Origin of the sequence: Flavipsychrobacter stenotrophus (assembly GCF_002954265.1) — a bacterium.
GTDB lineage: Bacteria > Bacteroidota > Bacteroidia > Chitinophagales > Chitinophagaceae > Flavipsychrobacter > Flavipsychrobacter stenotrophus.
This window is the reverse complement of the sequence record NZ_PPSL01000003.1, coordinates 1-16,848: the sequence shown is the minus strand read 5'-3', so window position 1 is coordinate 16,848 and position 16,848 is coordinate 1. Positions and strand designations below refer to the sequence as shown.

Here is a 16,848-nt window from a genome sequence, read left to right as displayed (position 1 = left end):
CGAAGAGTAAGTAGACACTATCATGAACACGCTTAAAATCTCAGATCACATGACACACGAACACAAACTACAGGTAAAAGACGCACTGATGCGGTATATAAGCAGCTTTGACACCCAGGCCGAGGCGGCAGCCAGCCTGCATGGTATAAGCCAGGCTACTATCTCGCAGGTAAAGAACGAGAACTGGGAATTACTCAGTAATAAGCTTTGGTTGCAGATAGCCCGACAGGTAGGCTTTTACTGTGGGGAGTGGCATCCCGCAGACACTAGTGCATCATTGTTGTTACGCATCTTATTTGCAGATGCTCAGCACTATGCCATGTCTTACGGCATCACCATGAGTACCGGTTTAGGCAAGACCTTCACCGCAAAGCAATACAAACGCGAACAGGAAAATGTGATCTACATTCCATGCCGCGAAGCACACAACCGCAGATCATTTATGAACCTGGTTATGGAGACAGCTGGCCTTTCGCCGGCAGACCTTATCCCAGATATGATCAACAGCTTCACCACATCAGTATCGGCAAGAGAGCAACCCTTAGTGATAATAGATGATGCACATAAACTGAAAGACAGGGTATTGCAGCTGATGGTAGCATTGGCTAACACGCTCACCGGCACAGTAGGCGTGGTGATCATGGGCAACGAAGAACTAAGGCCCCGCATAATGGAAGGTGTGCTGATACAAAAGACAGGGTATGAAAGGCTCTACAATGCTTTTGGTAAACGCTTTATCACCCTCACCGGTCTTTCTCCCCGCGATGTAGAACTGGTTTGTAAAGCAAACAGCCTTTTTGATGAAGCCACAGTGAGAGACATTGCAGAAGCGTGCGGAGGCAGTCTTCACGGCATACCTGAAATAGTTCAGAAAAAAAGAAACCATACTGAGAACACTACACCACGCGATAGCGTGGACATTAATCCTCCCTCTCCCTTGGAGAGGGCCGGGGTGAGGCTTAACAATAATATAGCGGCCTGAATAACAAAGCAACAACACGAAAAAAACAACACGAACATATGAAGAAGTCAGTAAAGATCGACAGCAGCTCAACAAGGGGCATAGCCCGTTCAGCACAAAGAAAAATTCAAAGAAACACAGGCGCAACAATGAACCTTGTACTATGTTCGGGGTACGAATACTCCAAAAGCCCCGAATCTATGCTGCAGGTAATTGCCGGCACATTGGGAATGGACGCTACCTGCTATAAGCAAAGATCCCGCTCCCGGCCGTTTGTAGAATTACGCTTTATCGCATCGCACTTTTTGCGCACCTATTTCCCCACACTCACATTGCTCAATATATCTCACTATTTCGGCGCGCTAGACCATGCTACTATCATTAACGGACTTACCCGCACTAATGAGCTACTGGCCACCGGCGATGAAAGATTCTTAACCAAATACGAAACCGTTTTAAACTCTGTAAACCAATGGCTACAAAAAGAAATGTTAGGGTACGGATCAGCCATCAGCGCGTAGAAGCCCTGCTTGAAATATGTGAAGAAATGCTGCAATCGTTCAAGCCTGTTAACGACCATCACTTCCTGCTACGCGAATATATGCGTGAGCTGCAATTCAAACTCACATTAATGATCAAAAGGATACAGGAGAATTATACACTTTCGCTCACAACTACCGAGTCTGTAGCGTTTTATCAGCTATGGAACATGCTGGACATAAGACACGACAAGTATGCCGCGGTAATAGTGGAGACAATGCTCAAAAAAATGGGTAGCCTGGCGGCATAATAATAGTATTATCATTATTAACACATGCAAATGTATTGGTATGAAAACCAGAATAACTGACAGAATAGATACACGGATAACACCGGCAGAATTTCAGCAGGCAATGGCGCGCTACGCGGCGGCAGGATTGCGTGGACTGGAAATAAACAAAGCCATAGAAGCAGAAGTGAACGAAGTACTGGAAAGGTACGAACATGAATTGCAGTGCGCTGCGTACACTAAAAGCACGGCATACGACACAATTAAGCATTACTGCACTACCAATAAAAATGCACTGTTTACCAAACGCCGCAGCATAGGCACACCAAGTGGCATTGCAGGGTTCAGGTTGGGCACACCAAGGCTAAAGACGGTAAAGGGCACCAACTGGACAAACATTCTTACTCAGCTGAAGGAAAAATTACCCACTTATATACGCACAGTAGAAGAACCTGCAAAAGATATGCTGCTGGCCGACAGGCATAAAGAAACTGTGGCATTAGTATTGCGGGAGATGGGGGTAGAAGTAGTGCAGGACGAATTATTTTATGTAGAAACAAAACAAGCCGCGTGATATGAAAAATACTTCCTACAAATCAGCCGCAGATTCATTTATCAGCTACAACCTGAAAAGAGAAAAACTACATGACAAGGCTACCCGCCGGCAGCAAAAGCACGATATGCTGCTCACCTTTATGGCCAACCAGTCGGTAAAGAAACAACGTGCCGCCGCACCCCGGCTCTCTTTCCTGCGTAGTCTTTTATCTATTTTCCTTTAAATAGGAAAAGGAGGGTTCAAAATATAATTGCTGAGAAACAAACATTTAAGTCCATTTATTCGTCATTATAAGTGTACGAGTATTTACTTCAGCCCCTTTAAAACCCGGCACGAAAACAATTGGCATAATTTTTAAACCCTTTTTAATATCACTTTTAAAAAATGTACTATCATGAACAGAACAGCATATGTAGCAGGAAAAATAACAGGCCTTCCTAAGGAAGACGTTCAGAGTAAATTTGATCAACTTACCAGCCGTCTTACAGGCATGGGATATAATGTAATTAACCCCGTATGTGTACTCGATGACACCCGCAACTGGAATGATGCCGTGCGCAGCGACATTAAACAAATGCTGGAATGCGATGAAGTACACCTGCTCCCCGACTGGCAGGAAAGCCGTGGTGCACAACTGGAACGCGACATAGCCTTAAGGCTGGGTATGCAGGTTGTTTACCACTGATTTATAAATTGAGTTTATCAAAAGAGGGCATTCGTAGTATATACGAATGCCCTCTTTTATTTTAACTGTTACCGATATTGCTATACTCTAATGTGTTAAACTATCGTGCCACGCATTGCCCGCAATCTTATCTTATTCATTATCAATTTATTTGTCATCTTTGTCTTCTGTCTTTGCATCGGCCATAAAGAAGGTGTTCCAGTTCTTTCCCCAATATGGCTTGGTGATGTCTGTGCTGTTCTCTTTTGCGTAAAGACCTTCGGCTTTTTCAAAGTAAGGCAATGCAGCTTTTTTACCGCCGCCAAATGCTTTTGGTGTAAAGCGGGTAGATACGGCCTTCAGGTAGTACACGCGCGGATTGTTAGGGTTCATTTCACCTGCTTCTCTCAGCTTGTCGCCAAATATCTTACCATATTTCTGCCAGCGCTGCATAGGGTTTACCGCCATACGCGCGTTAGCTATAAGGGCAGAAAATACTACTGTTTCGTCTGTCTCTTTTTTGCCTAGCAGCGTTACTACTTCATCGCGCTCTTTTTCGGCCTCATCCAGTATCGCATCGCACTTAGCTTCGTCCTTTACATCATATGCTACATATACTTTGCTCAGGCCTGCGTAGAAATGGGTAGCCCATTCGTCCGGCCATTTCTTAGCTATGAGGGCCAACTTATTAGAGAGGGCAACCTTACCTTCCGGCGACTTTGTAGTATCAAAAGCATCCCATGTTGCTTTCAGCGGCGCTTTAAAATCCTGTGCCTGCGTGCTCAATACCGATACCGACAGAGCGGCCATCATCATTACTTTCTTCATTGTTATCATCTTACTGTGGTTTTATGTGTTTTTATGGTCTTTTTATAATTCGTCTTTTGAGAATTGCGATAGCGACATATTCATACCTACAAATACCGTGCGATACATTGCCGGCACTATAGGATTTCTTGTGTATCCGCTTGCGTTATCTCCTGTAAACCTGTACCCGCTTACATTGTGGGTATTCAACACATTATCAATTTGTGCGTAGAATACTGTAAACCACTTACCAAATGAGTGCATGTAAGCAAACGATAGCGCTACGTTGTGGTATGCAGGTGTTTTATCGGCCAGGAAGTTATCCTTGGTGATCGTACCGGCTGCAGGGTTGTAATACGGGAACCCGTTAGAGAAGCTATAAGTAGCGCTCACACTTGTGTGCGCCTTGTCTATAAAGTACTTACCTACCACGTTGAGTGTATGAGCAGCTATAAAGGTTGGTGTACCCTCTACAGGCAGATTTTCATACAGCCTGCGGGTATCTATATAAGAATAAGATATCCAGTAATCAGCGTTCTTTATAGATTTCTTATCTCTCCAGAATAGTTCCAGGCCATTGGCATACCCATAACCCTTATTATTGATAGGAATATTTGGATTTATCTGGCGGTAGCGGTTAGCTATAAAAGAATCGCGGTTAATGAGTTCACGCACCAGGTGCTGGTAGTCTTTATGATAACCTTCTATCCTGAAGGTGCGGTCTTTCTTGCTTATCTGCCAGTTGGCTATATAGTGCGTGGCATAAGACATCTCGGGGCGAAGACCCAACACGTAGTAGTTATTGTTGGCTTCCTGATAAAACAAGCCACCTGCCACAGATATCTGGCTGTTGGTACTTGTTCTTATAGCCGTTGAAAACCTTGGTGCTATCTTATCTGTGTTCAGCATTGCGCTGTGTTCATATCTTACACCGGGGCGTATTGCCAGCCAGTATACGGGTGTCCAGTCCAGTTCTGCAAAGCCCGATGCTATAGTTTCATTAAAGCTCTGCTTGCGCACAAATGAATCGCCCATTTCTTTCTTCATCCCATAGTTCTGCATATCTGCACCGACAAGCAGGGTAAGGCGGCTGGTAATAAAGTCCTTTCCTTCCACACGGGCCTGGTATCTGTATTCATCCTGTCTCAGCGGATAGCTCTCAAACTCATTGTTGTTGCGGTCATAACTGGCAGATGTTGCTATAAACAAAGAATACTTGTTCTTGTACATCTGCTTATAGGTAGCTGTGCCAAAAATATATTTGTCTCTGGTCACAAAATGGATAGTATCCGGTAGACGGCTCATATAATTTGATGGATTCAAGGTGTCGGTAATACCTGCTCCGGGATTAGGTATAGCGATACCACTTTCACTGTATGAACCCGATACAGTAGCTTTAAAGATGCCGTTCTTATTCGGCTTCCAGGCATATCTTGCGTAGGCATTGCCACCCTGTGGCACCTTGTAAAAATTAAAATTAGTTGATGCCAGTGCGTAAAGGGGAGCAAGATTGTTATAGCCACCACCTACATCCAGGCTGCTGTTCTTCCAGCGTTTGGTGCCCGATGCGTATAATCCGGCCATGTTAATGCCCAGGTTCACATTGCTTTTGTCGGCCAGGTCGGTACTGTTCAGTTCCAGTATGCCCGATAGCGCCTGCCCGTAGCGTGCGCTATACGCACCACTGCTGAACTGTACACCCTGGTATTGAAACGCGTTGAACCTGCTGCGTGTAGCCATTCCCGGAGGACCGGCCGAAAATGCCGACTGTACTACTATACCATCTACTATCGTTGCCGCTTCATAGGCATCACCACCGCGAATAAATAATCCATTATCTGTGCTATTCTGCTGTGTACCGGGCATCATTTGCATGGCCTTTACCACATCTCCGTTAGACCCGGCGGTGGTCACAATATCCAACGGACTCATCACCGTTATAGCACGGCCACCCGAGGAAAACGAACCCGCTGTAATGGTAACATTATCCAGCACAGCCACACGCATACGCAGTATCAGCCCTTTTATTTCCGCGCCTGTTATTACCAATGGCAGCCCCATAGTGCTGTGTGTGGCATCGCTGGCTACCAGGCTCTGGTTTCCTGTTTCTGTTGTTTCGAAATTAAAAAACCCTGCGCTGTCTGTTGTAGTTCCGTCAAGTGTATTATTCAGCGCCACACTTACGCCTTTCAGCGGCTTGTCTTTGTTATCCAGTACCCTGCCGCTTATTTTGGTTTGAGCAAAAGAAGCGAAAGAGATAAATAATAAAGGAATAAAATATAAGATGGGTATTATTCTTTTCATACTGTTAAAAATTATGGTGCAAAGCTAAATCAGCGGCAACATATATTACACTTTATTTCGGCTAATTAAGATGGGTTGTCGGTAAATGGTAAGAATAAGGCGGTGAAATGTGATACATGTACAGACATGTATGAATTGTGTCATAATAATGGTATTTGCATAATTAATGACTCCTCAAAAAGTTATTTAAGTATTTTTGCATCAAATACTATTGAACATGTTGAAGACAGGAAATACCATAGTGAGCATTTATACCGAAATGACCCCTAACCCGGAAACAATGAAGTTTGTAGCTAACAAGCTTTTGTACCCAGGTAAGAGCATCGATTTTCCGGATGAAACAAGTGCTGCACCATCTCCTATAGCTAAAGAATTATTTGCATTCCCTTTTATAAGAAGTGTATTCATTGCCAGCAATTTCGTAACCCTTACCAAGACCCCCGAAACTAACTGGGATGAGGTGATACCATCTATCCGCGAGTTTTTGAAGCAGTATCTGGAGGAAGGCAAGGCGGTGATCAATGAAGACCAGATCGTTGCCAAGGCTATCAACAATACCGTTAGTGCAGACGACACCGATGTGGTAGTGCGTATTAAGGAATTGTTAGAAAATTATGTAAAGCCGGCTGTTGAGATGGATGGTGGCGCTATCAGCTTCCGTGGTTTTGATAATGGCACGGTTACGCTTATGTTGCAAGGCTCTTGCAGCGGCTGCCCATCGTCTATGATCACCCTTAAGTCAGGCATAGAAGGCATGATGAAGCGTATGATACCTGAGGTAAAAGAAGTAGTAGCGGAAGCCGAATAAGTAAAAAGTAAAAACTTAAAAGTAAAAAGAGGTGCTTAGTGACTTTAGTTCGGTAAGTATTTGCTCTGAAAGTCAATAATAAGAAGTGGTTTTGCAGTTGCGGAACCACTTCTTTCATTTTGGGATTATTTAAGCGCCAGTGATTTTGTAAATTTATATGGTGAAAACACTAATAGTCGCATTTTATTTAATGATTTCTCTGGGTGCTGCTGGTCAGGAGCGGCCTTTTAACTGCAGGATACTCAACGAGATCATCCTCAGGATCGATACGGAAAGAACAAATCTCGAAATCAGTTCGTTGGTTTCCGACGACAAGGTCTTTTTTGCTGGCGGGGAAATAAAGGCAAAAGATGCGTATCTCAATGACCGGGAATTAGACAGCATAATACATCTTCCGAATATCTCACAAATAACGCATTCCAGGCATGACTCATTATTTTATTTAGCTAGCGAAAACCTGATCATTGACACGCTTCGCTTCTTCACCCCTGAATGCAGCTGCCGCATAAACAACAGGAATTGGGTTGTTGTTAATAGTTATAAGGATGTGCCTAAAGACAAATCGTACAACATTATCAGGCTCGACAAACTCAGCTATTATCATAATTACCCGACAATAACGATGAGACACAAAAGTTCGAAAAGCAGGTTAGATAATGTAACATTTTTATATAATGTCGAAGATAATGTGCCTGCCATTAAGGAGATTTTCATAATGAGGAGAAATGAGATTAATGTTGATCCTGCACCATATTGGGATAAATAAAAATAGCAGCTAATTAATCATTAGCCACGTGTAGGTAAAACAACGGTTTATTAAATTACCCTTCTGGATTGGCGGGTAGTCCATAAATCCGCTGATTATCCTATTTTTATACCCTCTTAGAAGGCGTTGCGCAATTGTTTGTGCACGATCATAGCCAATTTTGGCATTGAATAGTGAATTTTTATTATGAGCATACAGAATAATTACGTTGCAATAATGGCCGGTGGTATCGGTAGTCGTTTCTGGCCCGAAAGCCGTACGCATTTACCTAAGCAGTTCCTCGACCTGCTGGGTACCGGCCGCTCGCTGATACAGTGGACTTACAATCGCTTTAAGCATATCTGCCCCAAAGAAAATATCTACTTCATTACCAATGAACAGTATATCGGCACATTAAAGTCGCAGATACCTGAGGTAGACGATGCCAACATCATTGCCGAGCCATCAAGAAAGAATACAGCACCATGCGCTGCTTACTTCGCGCATAAAATAATGGCATTGAACCCCAATGCTAATATCATTATGTCTCCGGCCGATCATCTGATCATGGACGAGCACGCATTTGAGCGCACAGCACATGATGCCCTTGATTTTGTAGCGCACCATAAGTGCCTGCTTACTCTGGGCATAAAGCCTACCCGCCCCGACACAGGCTATGGTTATATTCAGTACGATACTGAAGAAGAGCTGGATAAGGCGCACCGTGTACGCACATTTACAGAAAAACCTACGCTTGAGCTGGCACAAACCTTCCTGAAAAGCGGCGACTTCCTCTGGAACTCCGGCATCTTTGTATGGAATGTACAGACAATAATGGAAGCATTGGCGCAACACATGCCCGAAATGCATGAGGTGTTCAGCCAGGCAACTAACCAGTATAATACACCGGCTGAATATGAGGCTATGGTGAAACTGTACCCGCATTGCACCAATATCTCTATAGACTATGGTATCATGGAAAAGGCGCGTAATGTATACGTTATCCCATCTTACTTCGGCTGGTGCGACCTCGGCACATGGGAGTCGGCTTACGACAATGCACAGAAAGACTACCTGGGCAATGCCGTATTGGGATCTAATGTAATGGTCATTGATGCCAGCGAGTGCATGATCAAAATGCCTGAAGACAAACTACTGGTTGTTCAGGGCCTCGAAAAGTTCATTGTCATTGACACCCCCGATGTTTTGATGATCTGCGAGCGCAGCCGCGAACAGCAGATAAAGGAATATGTAGCGGAAGTGAAACGGAATAAAGGAGATAAGTATTTATAGTAATTAGAAAGGGTTGCCACATGGCAACCCTTTCTCGTTCTAATATGATTCTGTTCCCTGATTGGAATAGCGCCCTGATATACAAAATAAAAAAACACCTATCCCGTTTATATCCTGAACCCTCTTAAACTAACAAATATGAAAACCCTATTTCATGTTGTTGTCCTCGCCTTTTGTACTGCTTTCTTATCTTGCAAAAAAAACTACACTTGCACCTGCACATTAGATACCCGGCTGCAAAACCATGCGTATTCGCAGAGCAACGTAATATTTCCTTATTCCAGTGTAACGAGAGCACAGGCCCGCAAAAAGTGCTCTTCAGAAGCAGCCAATTATAACGCAACAGGCGGCCTCAACTATATGCACGATTGCGGTTTGTAAGGAGATAATCTGTAAACAAGTTATTTCAGATACTTGCCTATAACCGGCATTCCTTTTAACTCTTCCTTTTCCACGGCAACTACCATTCGCAGGAACATCAGCATCAACACGGTAGCTGATGTGAGGCGAACGATCAAGCTCTCCGTGAAATGACCAACCAGCTTTTGCGTGAAAAACATGATCGCCATTACGCCAAGATAAGAGAGCAGCTTTTTCATATTGTATGGCACAGGGAAGTATCTCTGACCAAGTAAGTAGGAAACCACCATCATGCTGAAATAGGCCGCAAAGGTGGTCCAGGCACAGGCATACATACCATACTTTGGAATAAGCAATGTATTGCTCACCAGCGTTATTGCAGCACCCATAAGTGTTATGTACATGCCCATGCGCATACGGTCTGTTATCTTATACCATACCGACAGATTGTAGTAAATACCCAGGCACACATTGGCAGCCAGCAAAATAGGCACGATACCCAAAGACCGTTCATTCCTGAATGCGGGTCCCACATAGTACTTTATGCCATCAAGAAATAAGGCTGTGGATAGAAACGCACAACAAAGTATTATAACAAACCACTTCATCACACGGGCATATGTGTTAGGGGCATTTTTATCTGCCGCCTGATTGAAGAAAAATGGCTCGGCAGACATTCTGAACGCGGTAATAAACAGAGTAATGAAAATGGCTATTTTATAATTGGCGGCATAGATCGATGTTTCTATTGTGCCCTGTATCCTGCTACCATACAAATGAGGCAGCATTATACGGTCTATCGTCTCATTGACCATTCCTCCAAGGCCCACTATCACCATTGGGGCACTATAGGTAAGCAGTCTCTTCCACAGTTCTTTATCAAATCGAAACCGATACCCAAGCCATTCCTTGTATAGCAGAAGGAATGTTACAGCCGCTTGTGTAAGATTGGCGATGATAAGGAAACCGACATTGGTGTTCTGTTTATACCAGATGGCATATGCATTGCCCGGATGCTCAGCAACAAAGCGAGGACTATAGGCAATAAAGAAGAACGTAAGGATTATATTGACCACGATACCGGACAGTCGTACAAATGCATATTTGCGGGGCCGTTCTTCCTGCCGCAGGCGTGCAAAAGGAATGGCCGCCATGGTATCGATGGCCAGTATCAATACACACCATGTTATATACTCAGAATGCACTCCCACTCCCGCATACTCCGCTATTGGCCCTCTGAAACCGATGAGTATGGTGCTTAATACTATTGAAGTAACCAGTAATGACGTAAAAGTGGTCTGAAACAACTTCTTCTGATCTTCACCTGCAGAGGAGAACCTGAAGTAGGCTGTTTCCATACCATAGGTATATACTACATTAATAAACGATATAAATGCATATAGGGTACTGAAATTACCATAGTCAACCATGCCGGCAGGCTTATTGAGCATATAGGTAATAAGTGGGGTAAGAAGTTGATTGAGCAGTTTGGCCGCTATATTGCTTACGCCATACCAGAGTGTTTGTCCTGCAAGTTTTTTGAGTGATGCCATTTATGTGTGTAAGATGTTGCCGCGTAGCGGCAATGTTCAAAAGTAAAAATTCAGCAGGAGAAATGCATGTTATTGTTATTATAATATAATATTTGGCTTTCTGTAACTCACGGTTAATAATAGATCATTGTTGTAAAACCATGGCTATCAGTGCAGAAAAAGCACGAAAACGCATAATTTTATTAAGATAATTAGCGTCATTGACACAGATGTTATTATAATTTTAGAATAATGCTTACATTTAATCGTATAAAAAAACCAGAGCAATAAGTATGAAATTAATAGCTACACTATCTGTATGTCTGTTTGTATTCAGCGCCTCATTTGGACAAACCGCTTCTGCAACTAAAAAAAGCCCGGTACATAAGCCCGGCGATCCTGATAAAACTACCATTTACGGCACACTCAGAGATGCCAGTAACAAGCCGGTAAGAGGCGTAAAGGCATTTGTTTACAAACCCGATTCTACCATTATTGCTTCAGGCATTACAGATATGATGGGTAATTATGAAACTAATGGCCTGCAACCCGGTCTTTACTTTGTAAAGTTTATATATCCTACAGATAAGGTAGCCTTGGTTTATAACATTGATGTAAAGAAAAGTGTACAGATCAACTACACAGCAAATCCGCCTGCAGAAGACACAATGATAGCATTGGAAACAATTATGCCTAAGCTGGAACCTAAGAAAGGTGGTAAAAGATAATTGATCTCTTATTTGATATTTGCGCAAAGGCGGCCTGATGGTCGCCTTTGCTGTTTCATTTATCCGGTACGATCGCTGGCCAAAATAAAAAGCACCAACATTTTATGTTGATGCTTTTTAAATAAATAGTTTGTTGCTTAGCTAACCAGTGTGCCCACATGCTTGCCTGTAACCACGTTCAGTAGGTTGCCGGTACGGTTCATGTCAAAAACTATGATCGGCAAATCATTCTCCTGGCAAAGGGTAAATGCCGTCATATCCATTACCTTAAGGTTCTGGCTGATCACATCTGCAAAAGACAATGTTTCGTAGCGGGTAGCTGTTGGATCTTTTTCAGGATCTGCAGAGTAGATACCATCTACACGCGTTCCCTTAAGAATAACATCTGCCTTTATTTCAATCGCTCTCAGTGAGCCTGCAGTATCTGTAGTGAAGTAAGGGTTACCTGTACCTGCACCAAATATTACTACACGGCCTTTTTCAAGGTGGCGCATAGCCCTGCGGCGAATGTATGGTTCTGCTACCTGCTCCATCTTAATAGCACTCTGCAGGCGGGTGCTTACACCTACCTTATCCAGCGCAGCCTGCAAGGCCATACCATTGATAACTGTTGCCAGCATACCCATATAGTCGCCCTGTGCACGCTCTATACCTGTTTCGTGCTCGTTCATACCGCGGTATATATTACCACCGCCTATTACTACTGCTACCTGAACACCGATATTAGTGATCTCTTTTATTTCTTTTGCATACTGATCCAGCATTTGCGGGTCAATACCATAGTTACGTGTGCCCATCAGCGATTCGCCGGAGAGCTTTAAAAGGATGCGTCTGTATTTTGGGAGCATTGGAGTTTGTTATTGTACTGCAAAGAAATAAAAAAGTTCTGTGTTTTCCCCAGATAAAAACAAATGCCGAATGTTAATGTGGCAGGAATAGCCACAGTGGCGGCATTGGTGCGCACAACCATTTTATAGCTCAGTATCGGCATAGCCAAGTTCTTAATTTCCACCTTATGTAATGTAAAATGAGAAAGGCTTCCCATTTATATGTAAGGGAAGCCTTTCTGTTCATGTGTGTGTTTGCGGACTATTGCATATCAATTAATTGATCTTTTGCTGTTCTGTCGTGTTGGCGCATTTTCCCTATTATTGTTTCTAATGAGTGTTTTACCTTTTCGATTGCCATCTCTAATGCTTGTTCTGTTGTTCCGGCATGGCTGGTCGCTACAACAGGTTGCTGGCGTTCCATATGTGCTTCAAGTACGCATTTCTTATCGTCTACACCGCTTTTGTTGCCATTTTCATCGCTAAAGTGAACGTCTACTCTTGTTATATGCTCGGTATGCCTGCCTAATGATGCAGTTACTACATCTTTTACATGTGCGTTCAGTCTCTCACTACCCTCAATATTGTGGTCTGTACTTACCTGGATTGTCATGATGTGTTGTTTTTATGATTAACGGTTAAGTTACGGCAATATCGTGCCACCAGGCAAATATTTACATTAATAAAATAACAGGCTTATTGCTCATTGGGGCGGCTCCAAAAACTCTAACAAACCTATAACCTCCAGCCGTGGGCGGTCATTGCTTACATTAACTTATATTTGTTCGGTGAGTTTTTTATATCCGCTTTTTTTAACGGCAGGGGCGGCCCTGGCCATACCTATACTGATACACCTGTTCAACCTGCGTAAGTACAAGACGGTGATGTTTCCGCATACCCGTTTCTTAAAAGACATTCAGCTGAACAGTCAGAAGCAAAGCCAGGTAAGATATAAGGCATTGCTGGCCATGCGTTTGCTGTTTCTGTTGTTTCTGATACTGGCATTCGCACAGCCTTTCTTTAATACTTCTAACGCTACAGATAAGGGCAACCGCACGCAGATCATCTATATAGACAACTCTTACAGCATGAGCGTAAAGAAAGGCGCACGTACAATGCTGGATATAGCTAAAGAAGACGCTGCCCGCCAGGTGCGCACCGCCGCACCCGGCACCCGCTTTATATTGCTCACCAACGACAAGCCAATGAGCTACCGCTCTGAGCCTGCGGACAAGGTATTTGCGGCTATTAACGCACTGGATGTAACTGCGGGAACAAAGACAATTGCACAGGTGGTTGCCACTGCCCAGAGTATGGTGCAGAATGAAGCAACCAAAGGTGGTGACCTTTTCTACTATTCCGACTTTCAGCAAAACGCTTTCCCGGCAACACCCGACAAAGCCATGATGAAGAACATTACCTTCTATGGCATGCCGGTACAGGCCGACGAAGTGCAGGATATATATATAGATACTGCCTACCTGGCTATGCCTGTGCTACAAACCGGAAAGAACAATAGTCTGATCGTACATACACGCCTTAGTGGCAAGGAAGCTAAAGACGCAGTGGTATTGCAACTAAGCATAAACGGCCAGGTAAAGAGCGCTGCTACACTCAATTTTAAAGATAAAAAAGAAAGTATAGATACGCTTAGCTTCCAGGTAAACAATGCTAACTGGCAACAGATACAGCTGACACTCAATGATGTCGTGATGCGTTTTGACGACACCTTCCGCATTACAGCGCGCAGCGCTTCAAATTTTTCTATACTTGTGCTGAATGAGGGCCAGGCCAATCCCTATCTGCAAGCGGCTTTCAGGGCGTATGAAGGTTTCAGGTTGAACCAACTGGATGTAAATAATGCACCAAAAGAATGGAACAGCTATAACCTCGTCATCCTGAATGGCATTACGCGCATGGATGCAAACCTTGGCAAAGCGGTTAGTGATGCATTGTCGAGAGGGCAGAGCATTTGTATATTCCCCGGCAAGACCAACAATTTTGAAGCTATCAATGAGGGTTTGAAGCAATCAGGCGATATACGCATCAATGGTATCGACACCGCAGTGCAGGCAGCCAGCTCACTGCAGCAGGGTAGTGCATTGGTAAAAGACCTTTTTGAGAAAATACCGGACAATGTGCAGTTGCCCGTGGCCAACTGGCACTACAGCATTTCCGCAGGACTGAACGCTAACCAGCAGTCTGTACTGAGCTTCCGTAATGGTGATCCACTATTTGCGCGTTATACACCGGGTAAGGGTCAGTTGTATATCTGCGCTACCAGTGCCGATCTCCAGAGTGGCAATTTCCCCGGCAGCTACTTTTTTGCGCCATTCCTTTACCAGATGGCCATGCAGAGTGGCAGCAGCAATATTTACGCTGTAACCAGCGGATCGCAGCAGGCTATATATCTGCCGATTAACAATGTGTCGGAAAGAAATACGATGCATGTGCTCGCAAAAAATGTTGATGTGATCCCGCCGCAGCGCCCTAACGGTGCGGGGCTCGATGTGTTTATGGATCAGGCAGTGCAGGTACCCGGATTTTACCAGCTGGCAGCAGCAGAGGGTGATACTACAGATGTGGCACTTAACCAGGACAAGCGCGAATCAGTTTTGGAATATAAAAACATCAGCACCCTGAAAAGCGAATGGAAAGGTGATAATATTAAGTGGCCTGATGTCACAAAGGGCGGCAGCCTTAAAGAATCAGCCGTCAGCAATTTCCCCCTTTGGAAAGTATGCGTGCTATTGGCTGTATTGATGCTGGCTGTTGAGACGTGGTTATTGGCAAGGGTAAAGAAAGTGGCAGTGTAAAGCAACTCTCAGTGCTCTTTGCTAATATCGGAAATTGATTTCCCCGCACCGGCATTTGTATAAACATAATACCAATTCCCGGCAGGTAAGTCGTCAGCACCTAATCTCTCATTACCTTTACAGCATGTCTTTCAAGAAAATAACCAAAGAAGATATTGAGCACTTCCAAACGATATTGGATACTCGCTACGTTATGACCGACACCGAGCACCTTGAACGTTGCTCGGGAGATCATACCGAAGATTTGCGTTACCTGCCCGAGATAGTGTTGCAACCAGGCACTACTGCCGAGGTAAGCACAATAATGGCCTATTGTAATCAACAGCTGATACCTGTAACCGCCCGTGGTGCAGGCACAGGGCTTAGTGGAGGCGCACTACCCGTTTATGGTGGCGTGGTGCTCGATATGAAACGCTTCAACAAAATACTATATGTTGACAAGCGCAATTTTCAGGTAACTACTGAGCCCGGTGTTATCACTCAGGAGCTGCAGGAACACCTTAAAGCAGAAGGACTCTTCTACCCACCCGACCCCGCCAGCAAAGGCTCTTGCTTTATTGGGGGCAACGTATCCGAAAACAGCGGTGGACCACGAGCCGTTAAGTACGGCGTGGTAAAAGACTACGTGCTCAATATAGAGTTAGTACTGCCCGATGGTAACATCATATGGACAGGAGCCAATGTATTAAAGAATGCCACCGGCTATAACCTCACACAGTTGATAGTAGGTAGCGAGGGCACGCTGGGCATCATCACAAAAATTGTATTGAGGCTGATACCCGCAGTAAAACACGACCTTACCTTATTGGTCCCTTTTCGTTCTGCATTTGAGGCTTGCGCCGCAGTCAACGCCATATTCCTGGGTGGCTATACACCTTCGGCATTAGAGTTCATGGAGCGCGATGCACTGGAATGGTCTATGAAATTTACACAAAGTACTGGTGTACACCTGCCCGAAGATATTGCAGCCCACCTGCTCATAGAGGTAGATGGCAACCATATGGACGAGCTCTACCGCGATGCGGAAGCCATCTCTGAGATCGTTCAAAAATTCGATATTGGCGAAGTACTCTTTGCTGACAGTGCCGAACAAAAAAATATGCTGTGGACCCTCCGCCGCAAAGTGGGCGAAGCAGTAAAGAGCAACTCCATATACAAAGAAGAAGACACCGTAGTCCCTCGTGCCGAACTGCCGGAATTATTGCAGATCATTAAGCGAATTGGTGCTGAATACGGCTTCCAGAGCGTATGCTACGGCCATGCCGGCGATGGCAACCTGCATGTGAATATTGTAAAGGGAACAATGAGCGATGAAGATTGGAACGGCAAACTAACACTCGGCATTCGTGAACTGTTCAAAGAGGTGGTTCGCCTTGGCGGCACCATCTCCGGCGAGCATGGCATTGGCCTTGTACAAAAGGAATATATGGACATCGCCTTCAACGACACCCAGACCATGCTCATGAAGCAAATAAAACACGTTTTCGACCGCAATGGCATCCTCAACCCCGGCAAACTTTTTGTTGGTGCATAGCACCTGTAAACCGCAACAGTTGGGTCATCCTATGTTTGCAATAGCAAGTAAATAGAGATAATTTAGGTATTGAATCATTGCAGAAGAAAAGGGGTAAAGAACAAGACTGAGGTTTGTCATTGGGCATTAAGCCTGTTCGCAATG

The 16,848-nt window shown here is 44.3% G+C and carries 18 protein-coding genes; 13 read left to right on the top strand and 5 right to left on the bottom strand.

Annotated elements, in window-relative coordinates:
* Positions 1–49 precede the first annotated feature (49 nt).
* The 6 genes from CJD36_RS10240 to CJD36_RS10215 all read left to right on the top strand — a co-directional run bounded on the left by CJD36_RS10240 (position 50) and on the right by CJD36_RS10215 (position 2,971).
* Positions 50–982 carry an AAA family ATPase gene (locus CJD36_RS10240; protein ID WP_161499271.1) on the top strand — a complete coding sequence of 311 codons (933 nt, stop codon included), beginning with the start codon at positions 50–52 and terminating at the stop codon, positions 980–982.
* Between the two features lie 38 nt (positions 983–1,020).
* Positions 1,021–1,482: a hypothetical protein gene (locus CJD36_RS10235; RefSeq protein WP_105039074.1), complete on the top strand. Its 462-nt coding sequence runs from the start codon at positions 1,021–1,023 to the stop codon at positions 1,480–1,482.
* Positions 1,434–1,751: a hypothetical protein gene (locus CJD36_RS10230; protein ID WP_105039073.1), complete on the top strand. Its 318-nt coding sequence runs from the start codon at positions 1,434–1,436 to the stop codon at positions 1,749–1,751. The genes CJD36_RS10235 and CJD36_RS10230 overlap by 49 nt, the downstream gene beginning before the upstream one ends.
* Positions 1,752–1,791: 40 nt before the next feature.
* Positions 1,792–2,304, top strand: coding sequence for a host-nuclease inhibitor Gam family protein (locus CJD36_RS10225; protein ID WP_105039072.1), 513 nt, complete (start codon positions 1,792–1,794; stop codon positions 2,302–2,304).
* 1 nt (position 2,305) lies between these two features.
* Positions 2,306–2,509: a hypothetical protein gene (locus tag CJD36_RS10220; protein WP_105039071.1), complete on the top strand. Its 204-nt coding sequence runs from the start codon at positions 2,306–2,308 to the stop codon at positions 2,507–2,509.
* 171 nt (positions 2,510–2,680) lie between these two features.
* A complete protein-coding gene (locus tag CJD36_RS10215; RefSeq protein ID WP_105039070.1) occupies positions 2,681–2,971 on the top strand; it encodes a DUF4406 domain-containing protein in 291 nt (96 codons plus the stop codon).
* A 147-nt stretch (positions 2,972–3,118) separates the two neighbouring features.
* On the opposite strand, the gene CJD36_RS10210 is transcribed toward CJD36_RS10215, so the two are convergent.
* Positions 3,119–3,787 (bottom strand): hypothetical protein, encoded by a 669-nt coding sequence (locus CJD36_RS10210; protein WP_105039069.1) that lies wholly within the window; start codon positions 3,785–3,787, stop codon positions 3,119–3,121.
* A gap of 33 nt (positions 3,788–3,820) precedes the next feature.
* Positions 3,821–6,061 carry a TonB-dependent receptor gene (locus tag CJD36_RS10205; RefSeq protein ID WP_105039068.1) on the bottom strand — a complete coding sequence of 747 codons (2,241 nt, stop codon included), beginning with the start codon at positions 6,059–6,061 and terminating at the stop codon, positions 3,821–3,823.
* A 217-nt stretch (positions 6,062–6,278) separates the two neighbouring features.
* Here CJD36_RS10205 and CJD36_RS10200 point away from each other — a divergent pair, with 217 nt between their 5' ends.
* From CJD36_RS10200 to CJD36_RS22995, 4 genes are all read left to right on the top strand, one after another.
* The gene (locus tag CJD36_RS10200) at positions 6,279–6,869 is read left to right on the top strand and encodes a NifU family protein (protein ID WP_105039067.1); all 591 of its coding nucleotides are present in this window, start codon (positions 6,279–6,281) and stop codon (positions 6,867–6,869) included.
* Positions 6,870–7,026: 157 nt separating this feature from the next.
* Positions 7,027–7,635, top strand: a complete 609-nt coding sequence (locus CJD36_RS10195; protein ID WP_105039066.1) for a hypothetical protein — start codon at positions 7,027–7,029, stop codon at positions 7,633–7,635.
* Between the two features lie 186 nt (positions 7,636–7,821).
* Positions 7,822–8,907, top strand: a complete 1,086-nt coding sequence (locus tag CJD36_RS10190) for a mannose-1-phosphate guanylyltransferase (protein WP_105039065.1) — start codon at positions 7,822–7,824, stop codon at positions 8,905–8,907.
* Positions 8,908–9,045: 138 nt separating this feature from the next.
* Positions 9,046–9,288, top strand: a complete 243-nt coding sequence (locus CJD36_RS22995) for a hypothetical protein (RefSeq protein ID WP_133162589.1) — start codon at positions 9,046–9,048, stop codon at positions 9,286–9,288.
* Between the two features lie 20 nt (positions 9,289–9,308).
* Here CJD36_RS22995 and CJD36_RS10185 read toward each other — a convergent pair whose 3' ends face one another.
* Positions 9,309–10,820 (bottom strand): lipopolysaccharide biosynthesis protein, encoded by a 1,512-nt coding sequence (locus CJD36_RS10185; RefSeq protein WP_105039064.1) that lies wholly within the window; start codon positions 10,818–10,820, stop codon positions 9,309–9,311.
* 272 nt (positions 10,821–11,092) lie between these two features.
* On the opposite strand from CJD36_RS10185, the gene CJD36_RS10180 reads away from it, so the two are divergent.
* Positions 11,093–11,527 carry an SdrD B-like domain-containing protein gene (locus tag CJD36_RS10180; protein ID WP_105039063.1) on the top strand — a complete coding sequence of 145 codons (435 nt, stop codon included), beginning with the start codon at positions 11,093–11,095 and terminating at the stop codon, positions 11,525–11,527.
* Between the two features lie 137 nt (positions 11,528–11,664).
* Here the strand turns inward: CJD36_RS10180 and pyrH are convergent, their stop codons facing one another.
* Both pyrH and CJD36_RS10170 read right to left on the bottom strand, forming a co-directional pair.
* Positions 11,665–12,375: a UMP kinase gene (gene pyrH / locus CJD36_RS10175; RefSeq protein ID WP_105039062.1), complete on the bottom strand. Its 711-nt coding sequence runs from the start codon at positions 12,373–12,375 to the stop codon at positions 11,665–11,667.
* Positions 12,376–12,616: 241 nt separating this feature from the next.
* On the bottom strand, positions 12,617–12,967 hold the full coding sequence (locus CJD36_RS10170; protein WP_105039061.1) for an HPF/RaiA family ribosome-associated protein: 351 nt from the start codon (positions 12,965–12,967) through the stop codon (positions 12,617–12,619).
* Positions 12,968–13,142: 175 nt separating this feature from the next.
* Here CJD36_RS10170 and CJD36_RS10165 point away from each other — a divergent pair, with 175 nt between their 5' ends.
* Together CJD36_RS10165 and CJD36_RS10160 are read left to right on the top strand one after the other, a co-directional pair.
* Positions 13,143–15,170 (top strand): vWA domain-containing protein, encoded by a 2,028-nt coding sequence (locus tag CJD36_RS10165; protein WP_161499270.1) that lies wholly within the window; start codon positions 13,143–13,145, stop codon positions 15,168–15,170.
* 124 nt (positions 15,171–15,294) lie between these two features.
* Positions 15,295–16,704 carry an FAD-binding oxidoreductase gene (locus tag CJD36_RS10160; protein ID WP_105039059.1) on the top strand — a complete coding sequence of 470 codons (1,410 nt, stop codon included), beginning with the start codon at positions 15,295–15,297 and terminating at the stop codon, positions 16,702–16,704.
* Positions 16,705–16,848 lie beyond the last annotated feature (144 nt).